The 20,417-nt window shown below is 70.1% G+C and carries 18 protein-coding genes; 5 read left to right on the top strand and 13 right to left on the bottom strand.

What is annotated here, in order from left to right:
* The first annotated feature begins 386 nt into the window (after positions 1 to 386).
* Entirely contained in the window at positions 387 to 3,176 is a 2,790-nt protein-coding gene (locus ACZ6C6_RS15975) for a GH32 C-terminal domain-containing protein (RefSeq protein ID WP_469203129.1), read from the top strand.
* 555 nt (positions 3,177 to 3,731) lie between these two features.
* Positions 3,732 to 4,034: a hypothetical protein gene (locus ACZ6C6_RS15980; RefSeq protein WP_469203131.1), complete on the top strand. Its 303-nt coding sequence runs from the start codon at positions 3,732 to 3,734 to the stop codon at positions 4,032 to 4,034.
* 226 nt (positions 4,035 to 4,260) lie between these two features.
* On the opposite strand, the gene ACZ6C6_RS15985 is transcribed toward ACZ6C6_RS15980, so the two are convergent.
* Both ACZ6C6_RS15985 and ACZ6C6_RS15990 read right to left on the bottom strand, forming a co-directional pair.
* Positions 4,261 to 5,616 carry a class I SAM-dependent RNA methyltransferase gene (locus ACZ6C6_RS15985; RefSeq protein WP_469203132.1) on the bottom strand — a complete coding sequence of 452 codons (1,356 nt, stop codon included), beginning with the start codon at positions 5,614 to 5,616 and terminating at the stop codon, positions 4,261 to 4,263.
* A gap of 109 nt (positions 5,617 to 5,725) precedes the next feature.
* Positions 5,726 to 7,774, bottom strand: coding sequence for an APC family permease (locus tag ACZ6C6_RS15990; protein WP_469203134.1), 2,049 nt, complete (start codon positions 7,772 to 7,774; stop codon positions 5,726 to 5,728).
* A gap of 331 nt (positions 7,775 to 8,105) precedes the next feature.
* Between ACZ6C6_RS15990 and ACZ6C6_RS15995 the strand changes: the two genes are divergently transcribed.
* Both ACZ6C6_RS15995 and ACZ6C6_RS16000 read left to right on the top strand, forming a co-directional pair.
* A complete protein-coding gene (locus ACZ6C6_RS15995; protein WP_469203137.1) occupies positions 8,106 to 8,774 on the top strand; it encodes a potassium channel family protein in 669 nt (222 codons plus the stop codon).
* On the top strand, positions 8,774 to 9,451 hold the full coding sequence (locus ACZ6C6_RS16000) for a potassium channel family protein (protein WP_469203139.1): 678 nt from the start codon (positions 8,774 to 8,776) through the stop codon (positions 9,449 to 9,451). The genes ACZ6C6_RS15995 and ACZ6C6_RS16000 overlap by 1 nt, the downstream gene beginning before the upstream one ends.
* Positions 9,452 to 9,503: 52 nt before the next feature.
* Here the strand turns inward: ACZ6C6_RS16000 and ACZ6C6_RS16005 are convergent, their stop codons facing one another.
* The 8 genes from ACZ6C6_RS16005 to ACZ6C6_RS16040 form a co-directional block, all read right to left on the bottom strand.
* Entirely contained in the window at positions 9,504 to 10,259 is a 756-nt protein-coding gene (locus ACZ6C6_RS16005; protein WP_469203141.1) for a DUF3159 domain-containing protein, read from the bottom strand.
* A gap of 3 nt (positions 10,260 to 10,262) precedes the next feature.
* Entirely contained in the window at positions 10,263 to 10,679 is a 417-nt protein-coding gene (locus ACZ6C6_RS16010) for an OB-fold nucleic acid binding domain-containing protein (protein ID WP_469203143.1), read from the bottom strand.
* Between the two features lie 87 nt (positions 10,680 to 10,766).
* The gene (locus ACZ6C6_RS16015) at positions 10,767 to 11,459 is read right to left on the bottom strand and encodes a response regulator (RefSeq protein WP_018105400.1); all 693 of its coding nucleotides are present in this window, start codon (positions 11,457 to 11,459) and stop codon (positions 10,767 to 10,769) included.
* Positions 11,460 to 11,512: 53 nt separating this feature from the next.
* Positions 11,513 to 14,056 carry an ATP-binding protein gene (locus tag ACZ6C6_RS16020; protein ID WP_469203145.1) on the bottom strand — a complete coding sequence of 848 codons (2,544 nt, stop codon included), beginning with the start codon at positions 14,054 to 14,056 and terminating at the stop codon, positions 11,513 to 11,515.
* Positions 14,057 to 14,198: 142 nt separating this feature from the next.
* Complete coding sequence (locus ACZ6C6_RS16025) at positions 14,199 to 14,933, bottom strand: ABC transporter ATP-binding protein (protein WP_469203147.1); 735 nt, start codon at positions 14,931 to 14,933, stop codon at positions 14,199 to 14,201.
* Between the two features lie 193 nt (positions 14,934 to 15,126).
* Positions 15,127 to 15,891: a DUF3710 domain-containing protein gene (locus ACZ6C6_RS16030; RefSeq protein WP_469203149.1), complete on the bottom strand. Its 765-nt coding sequence runs from the start codon at positions 15,889 to 15,891 to the stop codon at positions 15,127 to 15,129.
* A 1-nt stretch (position 15,892) separates the two neighbouring features.
* Complete coding sequence (gene dut / locus ACZ6C6_RS16035) at positions 15,893 to 16,426, bottom strand: dUTP diphosphatase (protein ID WP_361025289.1); 534 nt, start codon at positions 16,424 to 16,426, stop codon at positions 15,893 to 15,895.
* Positions 16,426 to 17,010, bottom strand: a complete 585-nt coding sequence (locus tag ACZ6C6_RS16040; protein WP_361024997.1) for a PaaI family thioesterase — start codon at positions 17,008 to 17,010, stop codon at positions 16,426 to 16,428. The genes dut and ACZ6C6_RS16040 overlap by 1 nt, the downstream gene beginning before the upstream one ends.
* Positions 17,011 to 17,067: 57 nt before the next feature.
* On the opposite strand from ACZ6C6_RS16040, the gene ACZ6C6_RS16045 reads away from it, so the two are divergent.
* On the top strand, positions 17,068 to 17,550 hold the full coding sequence (locus tag ACZ6C6_RS16045; protein ID WP_469203151.1) for a DUF3093 domain-containing protein: 483 nt from the start codon (positions 17,068 to 17,070) through the stop codon (positions 17,548 to 17,550).
* Here the strand turns inward: ACZ6C6_RS16045 and ACZ6C6_RS16050 are convergent.
* The 3 genes from ACZ6C6_RS16050 to ACZ6C6_RS16060 all read right to left on the bottom strand — a co-directional run bounded on the left by ACZ6C6_RS16050 (position 17,523) and on the right by ACZ6C6_RS16060 (position 20,412).
* On the bottom strand, positions 17,523 to 18,464 hold the full coding sequence (locus tag ACZ6C6_RS16050) for a hypothetical protein (RefSeq protein WP_469203153.1): 942 nt from the start codon (positions 18,462 to 18,464) through the stop codon (positions 17,523 to 17,525). The genes ACZ6C6_RS16045 and ACZ6C6_RS16050 overlap by 28 nt on opposite strands.
* Positions 18,465 to 18,477: 13 nt before the next feature.
* Positions 18,478 to 18,774 carry a DUF4193 domain-containing protein gene (locus tag ACZ6C6_RS16055; protein WP_003965732.1) on the bottom strand — a complete coding sequence of 99 codons (297 nt, stop codon included), beginning with the start codon at positions 18,772 to 18,774 and terminating at the stop codon, positions 18,478 to 18,480.
* 405 nt (positions 18,775 to 19,179) lie between these two features.
* A complete protein-coding gene (locus tag ACZ6C6_RS16060; protein ID WP_469203156.1) occupies positions 19,180 to 20,412 on the bottom strand; it encodes a sensor histidine kinase in 1,233 nt (410 codons plus the stop codon).
* Between the last annotated feature and the right edge of the window lie 5 nt (positions 20,413 to 20,417).

The raw sequence follows: 20,417 nt of genomic DNA on the forward strand, positions 1-20,417 counted from the left end.
CCGTCTGCGTTAGCTCTTGCTTTAGCGGCTGCGGCGCACGAACCATGCCGACCCATGACCTAAATCGAATTGGCGAACCGTCAGGTGACGGTCGGTCACACGTTCGCACCTCCCGTGCACACAACACGGCCATGGCCGAAGACGCAGCACCGTCGCCGATGCCGGCACCCCCGGCGATACCTGTAACTCCCCGCCGCTTACGCGCTGCCCACGGACCGTGTCGCGTCCGGGGTCGGCGCCCCGTTCCACCCGCTCACCCCAACCCCACACCACCGGAGGTTCGTATGCGAACCCGCTTCCCAGGGAAACCTGCGACAACGGGCAGAAGCAACGTGCTACGCCTGCTGCTCGCGCTCACAATCTGTCTCGGTCTGACATCACCCCTGATGTCGGAGCCCGCCAGCGCACGCGAGACCGCCCTGTCCAACCCCGGCTTCGAAACCGGCGACCTCAGCGGCTGGACCACCACCGGAACAGCCTTCAGCGGGGCCGTCACTGACGAGCCGGGTTGGGGGTGGGGATGCTGCTTCAACCAGGAAGGCACCCACCACCTGTGGGGATTCGCCGCCGGCGGCGACGACGCCACCGGCACCGTCACGTCCCAACCCTTTACCGTGACCGGTACGGGAATGATCAGCGCCCTGGTCTCCGGCGGCCGTAATGAAGCCCAGCTGTACGTCGCACTGACCACCCTGGACGGAACCGTCCTCCACAAAGCCACCGGCACGGACGACGAGACGTACCACCGTGTTACCTGGGACGCCCGCGACCACCTCGGCGAGCAACTGCGCATCACCGCGATCGACCAGGCCACCGGGGGCTGGGGCCACATCAACCTAGACGACGTGCGCGTCGGAATCGACAAGGCACCCACCCCTGCCGAGGAAGGGCTTGCCGCCTACTGGGACTTCGCCGAGGGCCGGGGAACGACGACCACGGAACGGATCAGCCAGGCCGCGGACCCCATCAGCTACGTCTTCAACGACGCGGTGTACAAGCCGGACAGCGACCCCCTGTGGCGCACCGGACGCCAGGAGGAAGGCGTCCTGTCGGGCGCTCTCCTATTCGACGGATACTCGACCTGGGTCACCCGGGCCGCCTCACAAACGCAGATCCCCGCCGACGGCATGACCGTCGAGGGGTGGGTCGCACCGCGGGCCTTCGAATGGGGCGACGACGGCAAGCCCTCCGCCGTTGTCAATCAGCAGGACAAGGCCGCGCGCCGCGGCTTCTCCCTGGGCGTCGGCCGGCACGGAGTATGGGAGTTCGGCGTGGGCACCGGGGATGCCTGGTATGAGACAAAGGTACCCAAGTCCGCAGCTCTGGCCGCTGGGAAGTGGGCCCACCTTGCCGCGGTATTCGCACCTGGCGAAGGCGCCATCAGGCTGTACCTGAATGGAGAGCAGGTCGCCCAGACCGCCATCCCCACGAGTGCCCGGATGGCCAAGGCGGACGTCCCGTTGATCATCGGGCGCCACAACCAGCCCACCATCATCAACGGCACCTTCGCCGTGAACATGTTCAACGGTCTCGTCGACGAGGTGAAGGTCCACACCGGCCCGCTCACCGCCGCCGCGGTCGCCACGAGCCATCAGCAGGACCTCCAGACATTCAGCGGCGGCAGCATCCCGGAGGCGCGTATGGCCATGGACCGCTCGCGCTATGACGGTGACCGCTACCGTCCCGGCTATCACTTCACCGCTCCCAACCACTGGATGAACGAACCGCACGCCCCCATCCAGGTCAACGGCAAGTACCACCTCTTCTACCAGCACAACCCCCACGGCCCCTACTGGCACAACATCGGCTGGGGGCACGCGATCAGTGAGGACCTGGTCCACTGGCGGGACCTGCCCGTCGCCCTCGCCCCCACCGCCGACAGTGTGGCGCCCGACGGTGTCTGGTCCGGTGACTCGACGCTCGACGAGAACGGCGTCCCCGTCCTGCTGTTCACGGCAGGCAACGACTCCCAGCGCCCCAATCAGGCCACCGGGCTCGCACGCCCTGTCGATCCCAGCGACCCCGACCTGGTCGAGTGGAAGATGCACCCGACCCTGGTCACCAGCCAGAAGGCCGATCTGAACGTCGGTGACGGACGGAAGGTCCGCTTCGGCGACTTCCGTGACCCATTCGTCTGGAAGGAGGGGGACACCTGGTTCCAGCTGATGGGCTCAGGTGTCCAGACCACGTCCGGCACCGACGTTGGCGGCACCGCTCTCCTGTACACCTCCACGAACCTCACCGACTGGTCTTACTCGGGCCCTCTGATGGTCGGTGACGTCGCTGCTCATCCCAAGACGGGCCAGGTCTGGGAACTGCCCACCTTTCTGCCCATCGGCAAGGACGCCCAGGGCCGCCAGCGCCGGGCACTTCTCGTCAACCCGGCCTTCCCCGCCGGTCCCGGCGAGTACAGCAGCAAGTACGTCTACTACTGGGTCGGCACCTGGGACGCCGGGGCCCGCCGCTGGACACCCGACACGACCGAGCCCAAGCTCATGGACTACGGCGACCACTTCACCGGCCCGAGCGGAACCGTCGACGACAAGGGACGGTCCCTCGTCTTCAGCATCGCCCAGGACCGGCGTACCGAACGGGCCCACTACGACGCCGGCTGGGCCCACAACGCCGGCCTCCCCATCGAACTGTCCATGCTCCCTGACGGAGACCTCGGCTTCAGCCCCGTGCAGGAAGTCTCCCGACTCCACACCGGCGCGCCGCTCCTGGACATCAGCGAACCGACCTCCGTCAACGACGCCAACTCACGCCTGGCCGGCATCAAGGGAGACATGCTCCACGTCAAACTGACCATGGAGCAAGGCACCGCCGGCACCTTCGGGCTGGACGTACTGCGCAGCCCCGGAGACGAAGAACGCACCCGCCTGTTCTACGACGCCCCCGCAGGACAACTGGGCGTCGACCGCACACGGTCCGGGAACAACTCGAGCGCCGAAGGCGACCTCGGCGTCCAGAAGGGCCCGCTCACGCTCTCCAGCGGAAACCTGACCCTCGACGTGTTCCTCGACCGCTCGATGGTCGAGGCATACGCCAACTCGCACAAGTCCATCACCACGCGCGCTTACCCCTTCCGCCAGGACTCGCAGGGCCTGCGCCTGTTCGGCGACGGCAGCGTCATCAAGTCCATGACCGTCTGGAGAATGGGCAATATGACCGAATGACCTGACCACGCACAGAGGGAGCAGGGCAGCTGACGGCCTCTCCTGCCCACAACCTGTTCGGGCCGCAGCCACGTTAGCTGCGGCCCGAACAGACGTCTCCTCAGACGCCGGTTCGCTGCGCGTGCATAGTTCTGCCGTCTTCGATGCCACGAAGCGGCACTCGGCATAGCTCCTGGACAACTATCAGTCTTCTGATCCCCGTCGGCGCAAGGGTGACGGGGTCGCTGCGGACCAGCCCGTTACCAGGACAGCGGCCCATGGCCGATCGCCCTCCCTTGTCGGCGTACGCACCTCCCCTCCCCCACGCGGACGCCATGCAGGAAATGGCGCCGCCCTCACCAGCCTCGGGCCGGATCGAGGTCCTGAACCACGAGAAGAGCAGGGGCAAAGTGTCATCTGGCGATCACCGGGTGACCGTCGCTGGGCAGGCGATTTTCCGGATCCCGGGGAAGGATGGGAAAGCACCACCGCAGCAACCACCTGCCGATACACCGCGCGCAACACTCGCAGACCGGCAAGCCAGGGGAAGCCCAGCAGAGGCGCGGGGAAACCGCCATGGAGAACGCGCGCACCGCATACGCCTATCGCGTCAAGCACCTCGAAGAACAAGCAGACGCCTGGCACCAGACCAAGCGCCTGACCGAGTACGTCACAGCAGTACGCGACCACGCCACATCGCCGCCACCCGGACAGGAAAGAACAGAAATCGAGGCGTGGCTCGCCTTCACGAACGCCCGGCTCCAGCACCTCACCGAGTCCGCCGCAGCGCCGAAGCTGCCCACCCCATCCAAGCCCAGCGGCGACGACCTCAAGCCTTTCCTCGGCCACTGGAGCCCTTACGGACCCCGTTCCTACTGACCCTTAAATCAGGCGATATCGAGCACCGTTTCACCAAGAGGAGGTGAAGAGGGAGCCCCCTCAAGCCGTACTCGACACACCGTCACCTGCAGAAACGGGCATCTGGCGCCTCATCAGAACGTGCGTCAAACGTGCGTCAGAAGGGCCCATCGTGCGTCGAATATGCGTCAAGATATCGCCCGTAACGCCCACAGCGCACATAACGCACACTCGGTGAAACCGCAGGTCAGACGCCCTTTGCGGCAGGCTCAAGGATCGCCACGCACTCCACATGATGCGTCATCGGAAACAGATCGAACGCCCGCAGCGTCCGCACCCGGTACCCGCCCTCCGCGAAGTACGAGATGTCGCGCGCCAGCGCCGCCGGGTCGCAGGCCACGTACGCGATGCGGCGCGCGCCGAGGCCCACCAGGTGCTTCACCGTGGCGCGGCCGGCGCCCGCGCGGGGCGGGTCCAGGACGATGAGGTCGCACTCGGTGATGCCCGTGCGGGGCAGGACCTGGTCGACCTTGCCGTGTTCGATGCGGACGCGGTCCAGGTCCGCCAGGTTGTGGCGGGCGTCCTCGACCGCTCGCTTGCCGGACTCGATGCCGAGGACCGCGCCCTTCTCGCCGATGCGCTGGCCGATGGCGCCGGCGAAGAGGCCGACGCCGCAGTAGAGGTCGAGGGCCGTGTCGTTCTTACGGGGCAGCAGGCCCTGCATGACCGCGCGGACCAAGGTGTTGGCGGCCTGCGGGTGGACCTGCCAGAAGCCGCCGGAGCCGACGCGGTACGTGCGGTCGTCGGCGCGCTCGCGGACGAAGCCGCGTCCGTGGACCCGGTGCACGCCGCCGTCGCGTTCGTCCACGCGGAGGACGGAGACCGGCTTGTCGAGCTCCACCAGGGGCAGGCGGCCGCCCGGGCGGGGGGTCAGGATGACCTGGCGGTCGTGGGAACCGGTGGCGGCGATGGCCTCCACCGTGGCCATCTGGGGCCAGTCCTGCTGCTCGACGCCCAGCTCGGAGACTCCGGGCGCGGCGATCATGCAGTGGTCGATGATCTCGATGTCGTGCGAGCGGTGCTTGCGCAGGCCGACGCGGCCGTCCTCGTCGATCGCGTACTGGACCCGGGTCCGCCAGGCCGGCACCTCGCCCGCGGGGAGCTTGTCGCCCTCGGCCGGCATGACCGTGCCGTCCCAGCCCGCCTCCTCCGGCGTGAGGCCCGCGAGGCGCTGGAGCTGTTCGGCGATGACCTCGCCCTTGAGGCGGCGCTGGGCGCCCGGCTTGGCGTGCTGCCAGTCGCAGCCGCCGCACTTGCCGGGACCGGCGAAGGGGCAGGGGGCGGGCACCCGGTCCTTGGACGCCTCGATGATCTCCACCGCGTCCGCGCGCAGGAAGCGGGAGTCCTCGGCACCGTCGGTGATCCGCGCGACGACCTTCTCGCCCGGCAGGGTGTGGCGTACGAACAGCACCCGGCCCTCGTCCGTGCGGGCGATGCAGTGGCCGCCGTGCGCGACCGGGCCGACCTCGACCTCGTACTCCCGCCCGACCAGCGACTCCGGCTGCGTCTCCCCGGTCTGCGGCGACGTGGATTCGTTCTGCATGAGGGGGTGGCTCCAGAGAGGGAAGGGGGACGGCCCGCGGCCGGACGACAACAACCTACGAGTCTACGTGCGTGTCGTCCGGCCGCCGACCACCCGGCGGTCAGCCGCCTCAGCCCTTCGGCGTCGGTTCCTTCTGCTTGCGCTCCACCGGTCCCCGGCGCACCGAGCCGGGCGCGCTCCAGTCGGCCCGCTTGCGGGCGCGCTTCTTCGCGGCCTCGGAGGATTCCAGCTGGTACGGGACCGAGGTGACCATCACACCGGGCGTGAAAAGCAGCCGGCCCTTGAGCCTCAGGGCGCTCTGGTTGTGCAGCAGGTGCTCGTACCAGTGGCCGACGACGTACTCCGGGATGTAGACGCTCACGACGTCGCGCGGGCTCTCCCGGCGCAGGCTCTTGACGTACTCGATGACGGGGCGGGTCACCTCGCGGTACGGGGAGTCGAGGATCTTCAGCGGTACGTTGATGCCGCGCCGCTCCCAGTCCTCCCTGAGGGCCTTCGTCTCGGCCGGGTCCACGCTGATGGAGAGCGCCTCCAGGTGGTCCGTGCGGATCAGCTTGGCGTAGGCGAGGGCGCGCAGGGTGGGGCGGTGGAGCTTGGAGACCAGGACGATCGAGTGGACCCGGGAGGGGCGGATCGACTCGTCCGGGGCGGTCTCGTCGGCGGCGATCTCCTCGGCGACCCGGTCGTAGTGCTTGCGGATCGCGGTCATCGTGCCGAAGAAGATGACCATGCCGAGCAGCGCCACCCAGGCACCGTGGGTGAACTTCGTGGCGAGGACGACGACGAGCACCAGACCGGTGAAGAAGGCGCCGAAGGTGTTGATCGCCCGGGAGCGGATCATGTGGCGGCGCTTGGCCTGGTCCTTCTCGACCGCCAGGTGCCGGTTCCAGTGCCGGACCATGCCGGTCTGGCTGAGGGTGAAGGAGACGAACACGCCGACGATGTACAGCTGGATGAGCCGGGTCGAGTCCGCCCCGTAGATCACGACCAGCAGGATCGCGGCACCGGCCAGCAGCACGATGCCGTTGGAGAAGGCGAGCCGGTCGCCGCGGGTGTGCAGCTGGCGGGGCAGATAGCGGTCCTGGGCCAGGATCGAGCCGAGCAGCGGGAAGCCGTTGTACGCGGTGTTCGCGGCCAGGAAGAGGACGAGCGCGGTGGCGGCGGCGAGGATCACGAAGAAGAACGTGCCGTCGCCGAAGACGGCGGCCGCGACCTGCGAGATGACCGGGTCCTGGGTGAAGCCGGAGCCGACCGGGCGGCCGTTGCTGATCAGGTCCTTCGCCGGGTTCTCCGCCATCTTGACGTCGGTGGCCATGGCCAGTCCGATGATGCCGCAGAACATGGTGACGGCGAGCAGGCCCATCATCGCGAGCGTGGTCGCGGCGTTCTTGCTCTTCGGCTTGCGGAACGCGGGAACACCGTTGCTGATCGCCTCGACGCCGGTGAGCGCCGCGCAGCCGGAGGAGAAGGCGCGCAGCAGCAGGAAGACGAGCGCGAAACCGGCCAGCCCCTGGTGCTCGGCCTTGATCGTGTAACCGGAGGTCGGGGCGTGCATGGTGTCGCCGAGGACCAGTCCGCGGAAGGCACCCCAGATGATCATGATGAAGACGCCGGCCACGAAGAGGTACGTGGGGATGGCGAAGAGCTTCCCGGACTCCTTGACGCCGCGCAGGTTCATCAGGGTCAGCAGGATGATGGCGGCGACCGCGCACGCCGTCTTGTGCTCGACCACGTAGGGGATGGCGGAGCCCAGGTTCTCCACTCCCGAGGCGATCGACACGGCAACGGTCAGGACGTAGTCGACCAGTAGCGCGCTGGCGACGGTCAGCCCGGCCTTGGGGCCGAGGTTGGTGGTGGCGACCTCGTAGTCGCCGCCGCCGCTCGGGTAGGCGTGGACGTTCTGGCGGTAGGAGGCGACGACCGTGAACATCAGGACCACGACCGCGACCGCGATCCAGGGACTGAAGTGGTACGCCGACACACCCGCGATGGACAGCACGAGGAGGACTTCTCCGGGTGCGTACGCCACCGAGGACAGCGGGTCGGATGCGAAGACGGGAAGTGCGATGCGCTTGGGGAGGAGCGTCTCCCCCAGCTTGTCGCTGCGCAGGGCCCGTCCGATCAGGATCCGTTTGGGCACGTCGGTCAGTTTGGACACGCAGAGGATCGTAAGGGTTCCGTATGGGGCCCGCCCCCGCTGGGACGGCGTGGCCCGCCAATGTCCTGCACTCGGCCGGAAACGCCACGGAATCCTTAACGCAATCCTTGCGCGGCACCACCCCGAAGCGCCCCGGGCACGTCGTCTTTGCCACACGCGCGCCGCGATGCGCACACTCGGATGAGGCGACGCGAACGGCGCCGCATAAGCTCGTAAGCGGGCGACGGGACAGACCGTTGCCCCGTTGTTTGCCCGGCCAGCCGAGGAAAGAGTGTGAGCAGGGTGTTTTCGCAGGTCAGCCGGACGACCAGGACTGCGAGGTAGGCGCAAGGTGCACATCGTCATCATGGGCTGCGGGCGAGTGGGAGCCGCTCTCGCGCAGACCCTGGAGCAGCAGGGGCACACGGTCGCCGTCATCGACCAGGACCCCACGGCGTTCCGGCGCCTCGGCTCCGGGTTCGGCGGCCGTCGCGTCACCGGGGTCGGTTTCGACCAGGACACGCTGCGCGAGGCGGGGATCGAGGAAGCCGGCGCGTTCGCGGCGGTGAGCTCCGGCGACAACTCCAACATCATCGCGGCCCGGGTGGCGCGCGAGATGTTCGGCATCGAGAACGTCGCGGCCCGGATCTACGACCCCCGGCGCGCCGAGGTGTACCAGCGCCTGGGCATCCCGACGGTCGCGACCGTGCGCTGGACGGCGGACCAGATGCTGCGCCGGCTGCTGCCGTCGGGCGCGGAACCGCTGTGGCGCGACCCGAGCGGCGGTGTGCAGCTCGCCGAGGTGCACACGACGCCGGCCTGGATCGGGCACAAGATCAGCACGCTCCAGGAGGAGACGGGCGTGCGCGTCGCGTTCCTCACCCGGTTGGGCGAGGCCATACTGCCGTCGTCGCAGACGGTGCTCCAGGAGGGCGACCTCGTCCACGTGATGATGCGTACGGACGAGATCGCGAAGGTCGAGGCGGCCTTCGCCGAGGGCCCCGAGGAGGGCGGTCACTGATGCGTGTCGCGATTGCCGGGGCCGGTGCGGTGGGTCGTTCCATCGCGGGCGAGCTGCTGGAGAACGGGCACGAGGTGCTGCTCGTGGACAAGGCGCCGACCGCCATCTCGGTGGAGCGGGTGCCGATGGCCGAGTGGCTGCTCGCGGATGCCTGCGAGATCACGTCGCTGGACGAGGCGGCGCTCCAGCGCTGCAACGTCGTCATCGCGGCGACGGGCGACGACAAGGTGAATCTGGTCGTCTCGCTGCTGGCCAAGACCGAGTACGGCGTGCCGAGGGTCGTCGCCCGGGTGAACAACCCGAAGAACGAGTGGCTGTTCAACGAGTCGTGGGGCGTCGACGTAGCGGTGTCCACGCCGCGTCTGATGTCGGCGCTGGTGGAGGAGGCGGTGAGCGTCGGCGATCTGGTCCGGCTGCTGCGCTTCAGCCACGGCGACGCGAACCTGGTGGAGCTGACGCTGCCGCCGGAGTCGGCGCTGGCGGGGACCCAGGTCGGCGAGGTCGCCTGGCCGGAGGACACCTCGCTGGTGACGATCATCCGGGGCCAGCGGGTGCTGACCCCGAGCCCGGAGGAGAGCCTGGAGGCCGGTGACGAGCTGCTGTTCGTGGCCGCGCAGGCGCGCGAGGAGCAGCTGGAGGACCTGCTGTCGGTGCGCCGGGGCGACTTGGAGGCGTAGCGCGTACGAGAGGGGCCCGTCACCGGCCGGTGACGGGCCCCTCTCGTACGTCTCAGAACTCCTGGCTCCTGGCCGCTTCGGCGGCGGCCGTCTTGCGGGCCTTCTCGGCCTCCTCCTCCGCCTCCATCTCGGCGAAGACGTCGATCGGCGGCGGTGCCTTCGCGAGGAAGACCCAGGTCAGGTAGACCGCGAGCAGGAACGGCGGGATCTTCAGCGCGACCAGGACCCAGCCGAGCTGGGTGGTGTCGGCCCACCAGTAGAGCGGGAAGAGGATCGCGCACTTGGCGAGCAGGATCAGCCCCCAGGCGTAGCTGGCCTTGGTGTACGCCTTCTTGCGGCCGGGGTTGCGGGTGCGCCAGGAGAGGTTCTCCTTGAACACCGGGCCCAGGATCAGGCCGATCAGCGGCAGGCCGGCGACCGCGGTGACCAGGTAGGCCAGGGCGAGGCCCAGGGTGTAGAGCATGCCCGGGAGGTAGAAGTCCTTGGCGTTGCCCGTCATCTTGGCGAAGACCACACCGAAGGCCACACCGAAGACGCCGCTGAAGGCGTGCTTGACGGTGTCCTTGCGGATCAGCCGGACGACCACGAGCGCGAGCGACACCGCCAGGGCCGCGACGGCCGAGTAGGTGAGGTTCTTGTTGATGGTGAAGATCGTGACGAAGAGCAGCCCCGGCAGGACCGTCTCCACCATGCCCCTCACGCCGCCGAAGGCCTCGAAGAGCGCGGCCTCGGTGACCGCCCTGCTGTCGGCCTCCTGCTGGTCGGTGGTGCGGTCCGTGTCGGACGTCGGCTTGTCGAGAGACGTCACCGGCTACTCCTTGCCGAGCGGTCGGAGTTCGTATTTGGGGTTGAACAGCACCCGGCGGCCGTGGCTCATGGCGATCCGGCCGGAGGCGATGAGCTTGCGGCCCGGTTCAATGCCCTGGATGGAGCGACGGCCGAGCCAGACCACGTCGAGCGGTGCGGTGCCGTCGAAGAGCTCCGCCTCCAGGGCGGGCACTCCGGCGCGCGGCCGCAGGGTGACCGTCCGCAAGGTACCAGTGACCTTCACGATCTGGCGGTCGCCGCATTCGGAGATCCGGGTGCACCCCGAGGCCTGCGAGTCCTCCTCCAGCTCCTCGCACTCCAGGTCCTCCTGGGAGCTCGAAAGCCGGTCGAGCATCCGCCGGAAGCGCCCGGACGGGCGGTCGCCCTTGTGGGCCTTCTCGAATCGGGGAACAGCACTCATACCCGAAGGGTACCGGTCCCGCGAGGCCATGGCGGGTGGCCGCGGTCTCACCCGTACGGAGGACGCGTACGCGCCCGTCCGCCGGTCTCAGGCGCGCTCGAAGCGGTAGCCCATGCCGGGTTCGGTGACGAAGTGGCGGGGGTGGGAGGGGTCGGCCTCCAGCTTGCGCCTGAGCTGGGCCATGTAGACGCGCAGGTAGTTGGTCTCGGTGCCGTACGAGGGCCCCCAGACCTCCTGGAGCAGCTGGCGCTGGCTGACGAGCCGGCCGCCGTTGCGGACCAGGACCTCCAGGAGGTGCCACTCGGTGGGCGTGAGCCGTACGTCGCGGCCGTCGCGGTGGACCTTCTTCGCGGCGAGGTCGACGGTGAAGCCCTCGGTCTCCACGACGACGACCTGGTCGCCGCCGTCCTGGCCGACCGGCTCGGCCCGCCGCACCGCGGCCCGCAGCCGGGCCAGGAGCTCGTCCATGCCGAAGGGCTTGGTCACGTAGTCGTCGGCCCCCGCGTCCAGCGCCTCGACCTTCTCGTCGGAGGTGTGGCGGGCCGAGAGGACCAGGATCGGGACCCGGGTCCAGCCGCGCAGGCCCCGGATCACGTCGACGCCGTCCATGTCGGGGAGCCCGAGGTCGAGGACGACGACGTCCGGGTGGCGGGTGGCGGCGAGCTGGAGGGCGGTGGCCCCGTCGGGCGCGGCGTCCACCTCGTACTTGCGCGCCTTCAGGTTGATCACGAGGGCGCGTACGATCTGCGGCTCGTCGTCCACCACAAGCACCCGGGTCATCGGGGTCCTGCCTTTCTGCGGGGCGTGCGTCGGTACGGGGAGGTCCGGGCGGTTCATGAGGTGATCCGCGCGGGGAGGCCGGGGGCGGCCGGGGCGTGGCCGGGGGCGACTCTGAGGGTCAGGACCATGGTGAGGCCGCCGCCCGGGGTGTCCTCGGCGTCGAGCGTGCCGCCCATGGACTCGGCGAAGCCCCGGGCCACCGCGAGGCCGAGGCCGACCCCGGCGCCGCGCGGGGCGTCCCCGTAACGCTGGAAGGGCTCGAAGATGCGCTCCTTGCCCTCGTCGGGGACGCCCCGGCCGCGGTCGGTCACCCGGAGTTCGACGCGGGCGCCGAGCGCGCTGGCCGCCACGGTGACGCGGTCGCCGTCGGGGCTGTACTTCACGGCGTTCTCCACGATGTTGGCGACGGCCCGCTCCAGGAGGCCGGGGTCGACGGCGACCATGGGCAGCGTCTCGGGTATGTCCAGGTCGACGCTGTCCTCGGGGACGCCGCCGAGGGCCATGGGCACCACCTCGTCCAGGTCGATCTCGCGGATGAGCGGGGTGACCGTGCCGGTCTGGAGGCGGGACATGTCCAGGAGGTTGCCCACGAGGTGGTCGAGGCGGTCGGCACCGGCCTCGATGCCCTCCAGGAGTTCCGCCTCGTCGTCGTCGGACCAGGCGACGTCGTCCGAGCGCAGGGACGAGACGGCGGCCTTGATCGCGGCGAGCGGGGTGCGCAGGTCGTGGCTGACGGCCGCCAGGAGGGCGGTCCTGATGCGGTTGCCCTCGGCGAGTCTGCGGGCCTCCTCGGCCTCGTCCACCAGGCGCTGGCGGTCCAGGACGACGGCGGCCTGGGCGGCGAACGCGCCGAGCACCCGGCGGTCCTCGGCGGGCAGCACCCGGCCGGTCAGGGCCAGGGCCATGTGGTCCCCGACGGGCATGTCCACGTCGGCGTCCTCGGGCCGGGCGGCCGGGACCGGGCCGACGCTGCCCGCGCAGGTCCAGGGGTCGACGTCGCTGCGCCGTTCCAGCAGGGCGACGGAGCCCATGCCGAAGGTCTCCCGGACCCGGTCCAGGAGGGCGGCGAGCGTGGTCTCGCCGCGCAGCACGCTGCCGGCCAGGAACGACAGGATCTCGGACTCCGCGCGCAGCCTGGCGGCCTGATGGGTGCGGCGGGCCGCGAGGTCCACCACGGAGGCCACCGCGACGGCCACCGCGAAGAAGATCACGATGGCGACGAAGTTCTCCGGGTCCTGGACGGTGAGCGTGTGGGTGGGCGGCGTGAACCAGTAGTTCAGGAGCAGGGAACCCCCGGCGGCCGCGGCGAGGGCGGGCAGCAGTCCGCCGATCAGGGCGGCGGCGACGGTCATGAAGAGGAAGAGCAGGACGTCGTTGGCGAGCCCGGGACCGGACTCCAGGGCCTTGAGGAGCACGGCGAGGAGGACCGGTCCGCCGACGCCGGCCACCCAGCCCCAGATGATGCGGGCCCGGCCGAGGCGGGCGCCCCGGGCGATGGGCAGGCCCCGGCCCTTGGCGACCTCGTCGTGGGTGACGATGTGGACGTCGAGGTCGGTGCCGGACTCGCGGGCGACGGTGGCGCCGACCCCGGGGCCGTAGATGTACTGCCAGGTCTTGCGCCGGCTGGAGCCCAGGACGATCTGGGTGGCGTTGACGCCCCGGGCGAACTCCAGGAGCGCCGAGGGTATGTCGTCGCCGATGACGTGGTGGAAGGTGCCGCCCAGGTCCTCCACGAGGGTGCGCTGGACGGCCAGCTCCTTGGGCGAGGCGGACGTCAGCCCGTCGCTGCGGGCGATGTAGACGGCCAGGATCTCGCTTCCGGAGCCCTTGGCGGCCATCCGGGCGGCGCGGCGGATGAGGGTGCGGCCCTCGGGGCCTCCGGTGAGGCCGACGACGATGCGTTCGCGGGCCTGCCAGGTGGTGCGGATGTTGTGCTCGCCCCGGTACTGCTGGAGGTATTCGTCCACCCGGTCGGCGACCCAGAGGAGGGCCAGCTCGCGCAGGGCGGTGAGGTTGCCGGGGCGGAAGTAGTTGGAGAGGGAGGCGTCGATCCGGTCGGGCTTGTAGATGTTGCCGTGGGCCATGCGGCGGCGCAGGGCCTGCGGCGACATGTCGACCAGTTCGAGCTGGTCGGCCCGGCGGACGACCTCGTCGGGCACGGTCTCGCGCTGGCGGACGCCGGTTATGGACTCGACCACGTCGCCGAGGGATTCCAGGTGCTGGATGTTGACGGTCGAGACGACGTCGATGCCGGCCTGGAGCAGTTCCTCGACGTCCTGCCAGCGCTTGGCGTTGCGGGAGCCCGGCACGTTGCTGTGGGCCAGTTCGTCCACCAGGGCGACGGCAGGGGCGCGCTCCAGGACGCCGTCGATGTCCATCTCCGTGAAGACGGCCGAACGGTGCTCGATCTCGCGGCGCGGGACCACTTCGAGGCCGTGCAGCAGGGTTTCGGTGCGCGGCCGGTCGTGGTGCTCGACGAAGCCGACGACGCAGTCGGTGCCGCGTTCGACGCGGCGGTGCGCCTCGGCGAGCATCGCGTACGTCTTGCCGACGCCGGGTGCCGCACCGAGGTAGATCCGAAGTTTGCCGCGCGCCATGGGTCCATTGTCTTCCGGAACAGGCGGCTGCCGCTGTGGCAGCCATGGTTCGAAAGTACCTGGTGAATTTCTGGCATTTCGGACAGGGGTGGGGGATCGGCAGGATTTGACGCAACCCTGATACCGCTCCCCCGGCCGGTGATCAGTGCTCGATGATGTGGCCGTCGCTGAGTTCGAGGACCCGGTCGGCGAGGCCGAGGAGCTGTGCGTCGTGGGTGGCGACGAGCGCGGTGACGCCCTCGCTGCGCACGACGGCGCGCAGCAGCTCCATCACCGCGAGCCCGGTCTCCGCGTCGAGCTGTCCGGTCGGCTCGTCGGCGATCAGCAGGGCGGGCCGGTTGGCGAGCGCGCGGGCGATGGCCACGCGCTGCTGCTGGCCGCCGGAGAGCTCGCCGGGGCGCTGTGCGGCGTGGTCGGCGAGGCCGACCAGGGAGAGCAGCAGCGACACCCGCTCCTCGCGCTCCTTGGGGTCGGCCTTGCGCAGCCGCAGGGGCACGCCCACGTTCTCGGCGGCGGTGAGGATCGGGATCAGGCCGAAGGACTGGAAGATGAATCCGATCCGGTCCCGGCGCAGCTCCAGGAGCCCGTTCTCGCCGAGCGAGGAGAGGTCGGTGCCGTCGACGGTGATCCGGCCGCCGTCCGGGGCGTCGAGGCCGCCGACGAGGTTGAGCAGGGTCGTCTTGCCGGAGCCGGAGCGTCCCTTGAGGGCGACGAGCTCGCCGCGCGGCACGTCGAAGGAGACGCCGCGCAGCGCGTGCACCGCTCCCGCACCGGAGCCGTAGGAGCGGTGCAGGTCCTCGACGCGGACCATGGGGCCGTCGGCGACGGCGGTGCCGGCGCCTCCGCCGGTGCTGGTGTCGGCGGTGTTCTCGGTCATGGTGTTCCCCCGTGGGTCCTCGGTCCTGTCGGCCGCCAGTATGTGCAGGTGGCACGGGACCGGGCAATGCCCCTCCCGTCATCCCTCGCATCGTCCGTCGGACGCGCCCGTACGAGGTGTCGCCCCCGTACGCACCGGTGGGCCGCACCCCGGGGAAGGGGTACGGCCCACCGGCCGGTGTCCGCGGGTGCGGTCAGCGCACCTCGGTGATCTCGGGACCGCGCTGGAGGCCCGCCATGCCACCGGAGAACTTCGAGCCCTCCTGCTCCTCCTGCTGCACGCCCTCGGGAACCATCTGGGCGTCGTTGGGGAGCTTGAGGACGATCGGGTCGCGCGGGGCCATCGGGCCCTCGCCGCGGACGACCACGGTGTCCCGGAAGACCGACTCCAGGAGCCCGGCGGCCTCCGGCTGCACGGCGCCCTGGCCGGAGATCACACCGCGCAGGAACCAGCGCGGGCCGTCGACGCCGACGAAGCGCACCAGCTGCACGCCGTTCGCCCCGTCGGGAAGCTGTACGGGGACCTGAGCGCGCAGCTCCCAGCCCAGCGGGCCCTCGACCTCGTCGATGATGCCGCCCTGCTGGGTGATGCCCGTGGCGATCTCCTCGCGGACCTCGCCCCAGATGCCCTCCTTCTTGGGGGCGGCGAAGGCCTGGAGCTGGATGGCGCTGTCGCGCATCACGACGGTGGCGGCGACGATCGCGTCACCGGCGACCTCCACGCGCAGCTCCATGCCCTCGACGCCGGGCACGAGGATGCCGCCCAGGTCGACCCGGCCGTCACCGGGCTGGGACACCTCGCTGATGTCCCACGGACCGTCCGGGCGCGGCGCCGGCGGAAGGTTCGTCCGGCGGGTCTCGCCCTCGGCGTCATCCTGCTCGTCGACGACCTGCTCGGCCTCGCGCGCCTCGTCCGCCGTGTCATCGGCGGCACCACTGTTCTTGCGACGTCCGAACACGTCACTGTCCTTCCCGGTCGGATTCGACCGAAGCGTAGCTGTTCCCGCCCTGGGGAACCCCGCCCCGGACGCCATCAACATCAACGGCGGCATGGCCGCCGGTGGACCCGAAGCCCCCTTCGGCCCGCGCCGAGCCGGGAAGCTCCGACACTTCGTGGAAGCGCACCTTCTCGACCTGCTGCACGACCAGTTGGGCAATCCGGTCGAACCGCTCGAACCGCACGGACTCGCGCGGGTCGAGATTGATGACGATCACTTTGATCTCTCCACGGTACCCGGCATCGACCGTCCCCGGGGCATTCACCAGGGCGACTCCGCAGCGGGCGGCGAGGCCGGATCGTGGGTGCACGAACGCGGCGTACCCGTCGGGCAGGGCGATCGAAACCCCGGTGGGCAGTACGGCCCGCTCCCCCGGCGCGAGCTCGGCGGCCTCGGTCGTCACGAGGTCCGCGCCGGCGTCGCCGGGGTGCCCGTAGGACGGAAGCGGCACGTCCGGGTCGACCCGGCGGATCAGGACGTCGACGGGGTGACGCATCACGGGTTCACCTCGAAGGCTCGGGCGCGCCTGACCTGGTCGGGGTCGGCCATGGCCGCCTGGATCTCGGCGGGGCGGCCGTTCTCGATGAAGTGGTCGACCTTGACCTCGATGAACAGTGCGTCGGCACGCACCGCGACCGGCCCGTCCGGGCCGCCGATCCGGCCGGTGGCCCGGGAGTAGATCTTCCGGCCGTGCACGGCGGTGACCTCGGCGTCGAGGAACAGGACGGTGTCGACGGGGACGGGCCGCACGAAGTCGGTCTCCAGCCGTCCGGTGACCGCGATGACCCGCAGCAGCCAGTTCAGCGACCCCAGCGTCTCGTCCAGCGCGGTGGCCAGCACCCCGCCGTGCGCCAGGCCCGGGGCGCCCTGGTGGGCCGCCTTCACGGTGAACTCGGCGGTCACCCGGACGCCCTCGCCGGCCCGCGCCTGGAGGTGCAGCCCGTGAGGCTGGCCGGAGCCGCAGCCGAAGCAGTGCTCGTAGTGCGCGCCCAGGAGCTCGCCGGGGGCCGGGGCGTCGGGGTGCCGGACCGGTTTCACCGCGTCGGCCGGGGGCGTCAGAGCCGCAGATGTTCCACTCACAGGCGCAGACCTTACCCGCGCGGGTACCCGCCGGTCGCGCCGTGCCAAGCTGGAGCCATGCAGCCTTCGACCCCGCCCTACGACGAGCGCCTCACCGCACCCCGTTCGTGGTGGCTGATCGCCGTCCTGATCGGCATCGCGTGCGCGCTGATGCTGCTGCCGCTGGGCACTCTGCCGCTCCTCGCCGGCCTGGCCGGCGGCACGGTCCTGTCGGCCGTCGCGGTCAGTTCGTACGGCTCCGCCCGCATCCGCGTGGTGGCCGGCGCGCTGGTCGCCGGGGACGCGCGGATCCCGGTCTCGGCGCTCGGGGATGCCGAGGTGTTGGACGCCGAGGAGGCGCGCGCCTGGCGCACGCACAAGGCGGACGTCCGGGCGTTCATGCTGCTGCGCAGCTACATCCCCACGGCGGTCCGGATCGAGGTCACCGACCCGGAGGACCCGACCCCGTACGTCTATCTCTCGACGCGCGAGCCGAAGGCCCTCGTGGCGGCGCTGGACGCGGCGGTCCGGGCTCAGGCCTCCGGTCGCAGCGGGGGCTGATCCGGGAGGCGGTCCCAGGGGATCTGTTTCCCGCGCAGGTCCTTCCTGACCCGTTCGGCGAGCTTCCTGGTGTCGCGCCGGTTCATGGAAGCGCCGACCGCGGCGCCGATCATGAACGGGATCAGGCTCGGCAGGTTGCGCGCGGTGCGCTTCATGATCTGGCGGCGCAGCTCGCGCTTCATCCGGCCGCTCAGTGCCGCGTCGACCGAGGCGGGCCGGGTGACCTCGATGCCGCGTTCCTCGGTCCAGGCGGAGAGGTAGGCGGTGGAACGCCGGCCGACGCCGCCCGGGGGACGGCGTCCGTAGACCTCGTGCAGTTCGGCGACGAGCTTCATCTCGATGGCGGCGACGCCGGTGACCTCGGTGGCCAGCTCGGCGAGCATCGCGGGCGGCACGGGCATCATGGCCGCGGCGCCGATTCCGGCACCGACGGTGGCGGTCGCGCGGCTCGCGCCCACGACGAGCCGGTCCGCGATCTCCTCCGGCCCGAGGCCGGGAAAGTGCTTGCGCAGGGTGGCGAGGTCACGCACAGGGACGCGGGGAGCGATGTGGATGATCAGGTCCGCGATTTGACCGATCGCTTCCTTGGCGCTCTCCCCGCCCTTGCGTACACCCCGTTTCACTGAACTCAGACGGCCTGCCCCGGTCACGGGCTCCGTCCTGCCGACCTGTCCGGCCCCATCGGCCGTGTCGACTCCGACAGCCTCACGGGCTGCGCGTACCGCTACTTCGGCTGCTTCGAGCGAGGCCGCCTGCAGGCCCCGCTCGTCGTCCTGTCCGTCCGGCGAGGGTGGCAGGGCGGACCGCTCGGCAGACGCCTGGGCGTCTTCTGCCGGGCCTGTACCGCCCTGGTGCGCCTCCGGTGGCCTTCTGCCCCAGGGGCGCCGCTTGCGGAACGGTGTGTCCCCTGCCACGGCCGACCGGATCTCAGTCGCAGTCGCGGCAGATCGGCTGACCGTTCTTCTCGCGGGCCAGCTGGCTGCGGTGGTGCACGAGGAAGCAGCTCATGCAGGTGAACTCGTCGGCCTGCTTGGGCAGGACCCGTACGGCCAGCTCCTCGTTGGACAGGTCTGCGCCGGGCAGCTCAAGTCCCTCGGCCGCGTCGAACTCGTCGACGTCGACGGCGGACGCCGTCTTGTCGCTCCGGCGCGCCTTCAGCTCTTCAAGGCTGTCCTGATCGACGTCGTCGTCGGTCTTGCGTGGGGTGTCGTAATCCGTTGCCATGTCGCTCTCCCCCTCTGGGTGTCTGCGGTGTCTCAGCGCTCGTAACGCGTGAGAGGCCGGACTTGTGCCCGACCTGAGGCGGAGATTTTGCCTCACATCAAGGTCTGTTACTCAATCGACACCCAAAAGGACCGCTCGGGAGTGATCGGCTTGGGTGGCGATGGGGACCGTACACGGTCCCGGCGGCACCCTTCGCAGGTGCCACCCCGTGTACTTCCCGTCATGCCTGTCCCCGAAAACCCGGTGATTCGCCGGGTTTCCGGTGAGTTCCCTGGTCACGGAGCGTGGACAGGGAGATATTCGCTCCTGTGATCGATCACACACGGTCTCTTCGAGATCAGGTCCCGAAAATTCCGCTCAAAGCGAACAAAAAATAATCGGTGCGCAAAGCTCCTCACGCGCCGGTCAGACCGGCAGTGAGACGCGCATCACAAGACCACCGCCTTCGCGGGGCTCGGCGATGATACGGCCGCCGTGGGCGCGGGCGACGGACCTCGCGATCGACAGACCGAGCCCGACCCCCTTGTCGCTGCCCGTCCGCTCCGTACGCAGCCGTCTGAACGGCTCGAAGAGGTTGTCGATCTCGTACGCCGGGACCACGGGGCCCGTGTTCGAGACGACGAGCACCGCCTCGCCGGGCAGCAGTGCCGTGCTCACCTCCACCCAGCCGTCGCCCGGGACGTTGTAGCGGACGGCGTTCTGTACGAGGTTCAGCGCGATGCGCTCCAGCAGGACGCCGTTGCCCTGGACGACGGCTTCGGCCAGCTCCACGCGCATGTCCACGCCCTTGCCCTCGGCCTCGCCGCGCGCCTGGTCCACGGCGCGCGAGGCGACCTCGGCGAGGTCGACGGGTTTGCGCTCGATGATCTGGTTGTCGCTGCGGGCCAGCAGCAGCAGGCCCTCCACGAGCTGCTCGCTGCGCTCGTTGGTGGCCAGCAGCGTCTTGCCCAGCTGCTGGAGCTCGGGCGGGGCCTTCGGGTCGGAGAGGTGGACCTCCAGCAGCGTGCGGTTGATGGCGAGCGGCGTGCGCAGCTCGTGCGAGGCGTTCCCGACGAACCGCTGCTGCGCGGTGAAGGCCCGCTCCAGCCGGTCCAGCATGTCGTCAAAGGTGTCGGACAGCTCCTTGAGCTCGTCGTCCGGCCCGTCCAGCTCGATGCGCCTGGACAGGTCGGTCCCGGCCACGGTGCGGGCGATGCGGGTGATCCGGCCCAGCGGCGAGAGCACCCGGCCCGCCATGCCGTAGCCGAAGGCGAACGCGATGATGCTGAGCCCCACCAGGGCCAGCAGCGACCGGTTGAGCAGCGTGTCCAGCGCCTGCTGGCGCTGGTGGTTCACACAGGCGTTCATCGCGGCGTTGAAGTCGTCCGGCGACGCCTGCTCGGGCAGATTGCAGACATCGCTGGTCACCTTTCCGCTCACGACCTTGAACGGCAGCTCACTGCCCACGTGCATGGCCTGGGCGGCCAGCATGTAGATGATCGAGAGCAGCAGGATGCCCGCGATCAGGAACATGCCGCCGTACAGCAGCGTGAGCCGTATCCGGATGGTCGGGCGCAGCCACGGGTAGGGCGGCTCCTGCTGTTTGGGCTCCCAGGTGGGTTTCGGGGGCGCCCCGGCTGGGGGCGGCACGGCGGGCACCGGCG

It is taken from the genome of Streptomyces sp. NPDC041814 (assembly GCF_055590565.1).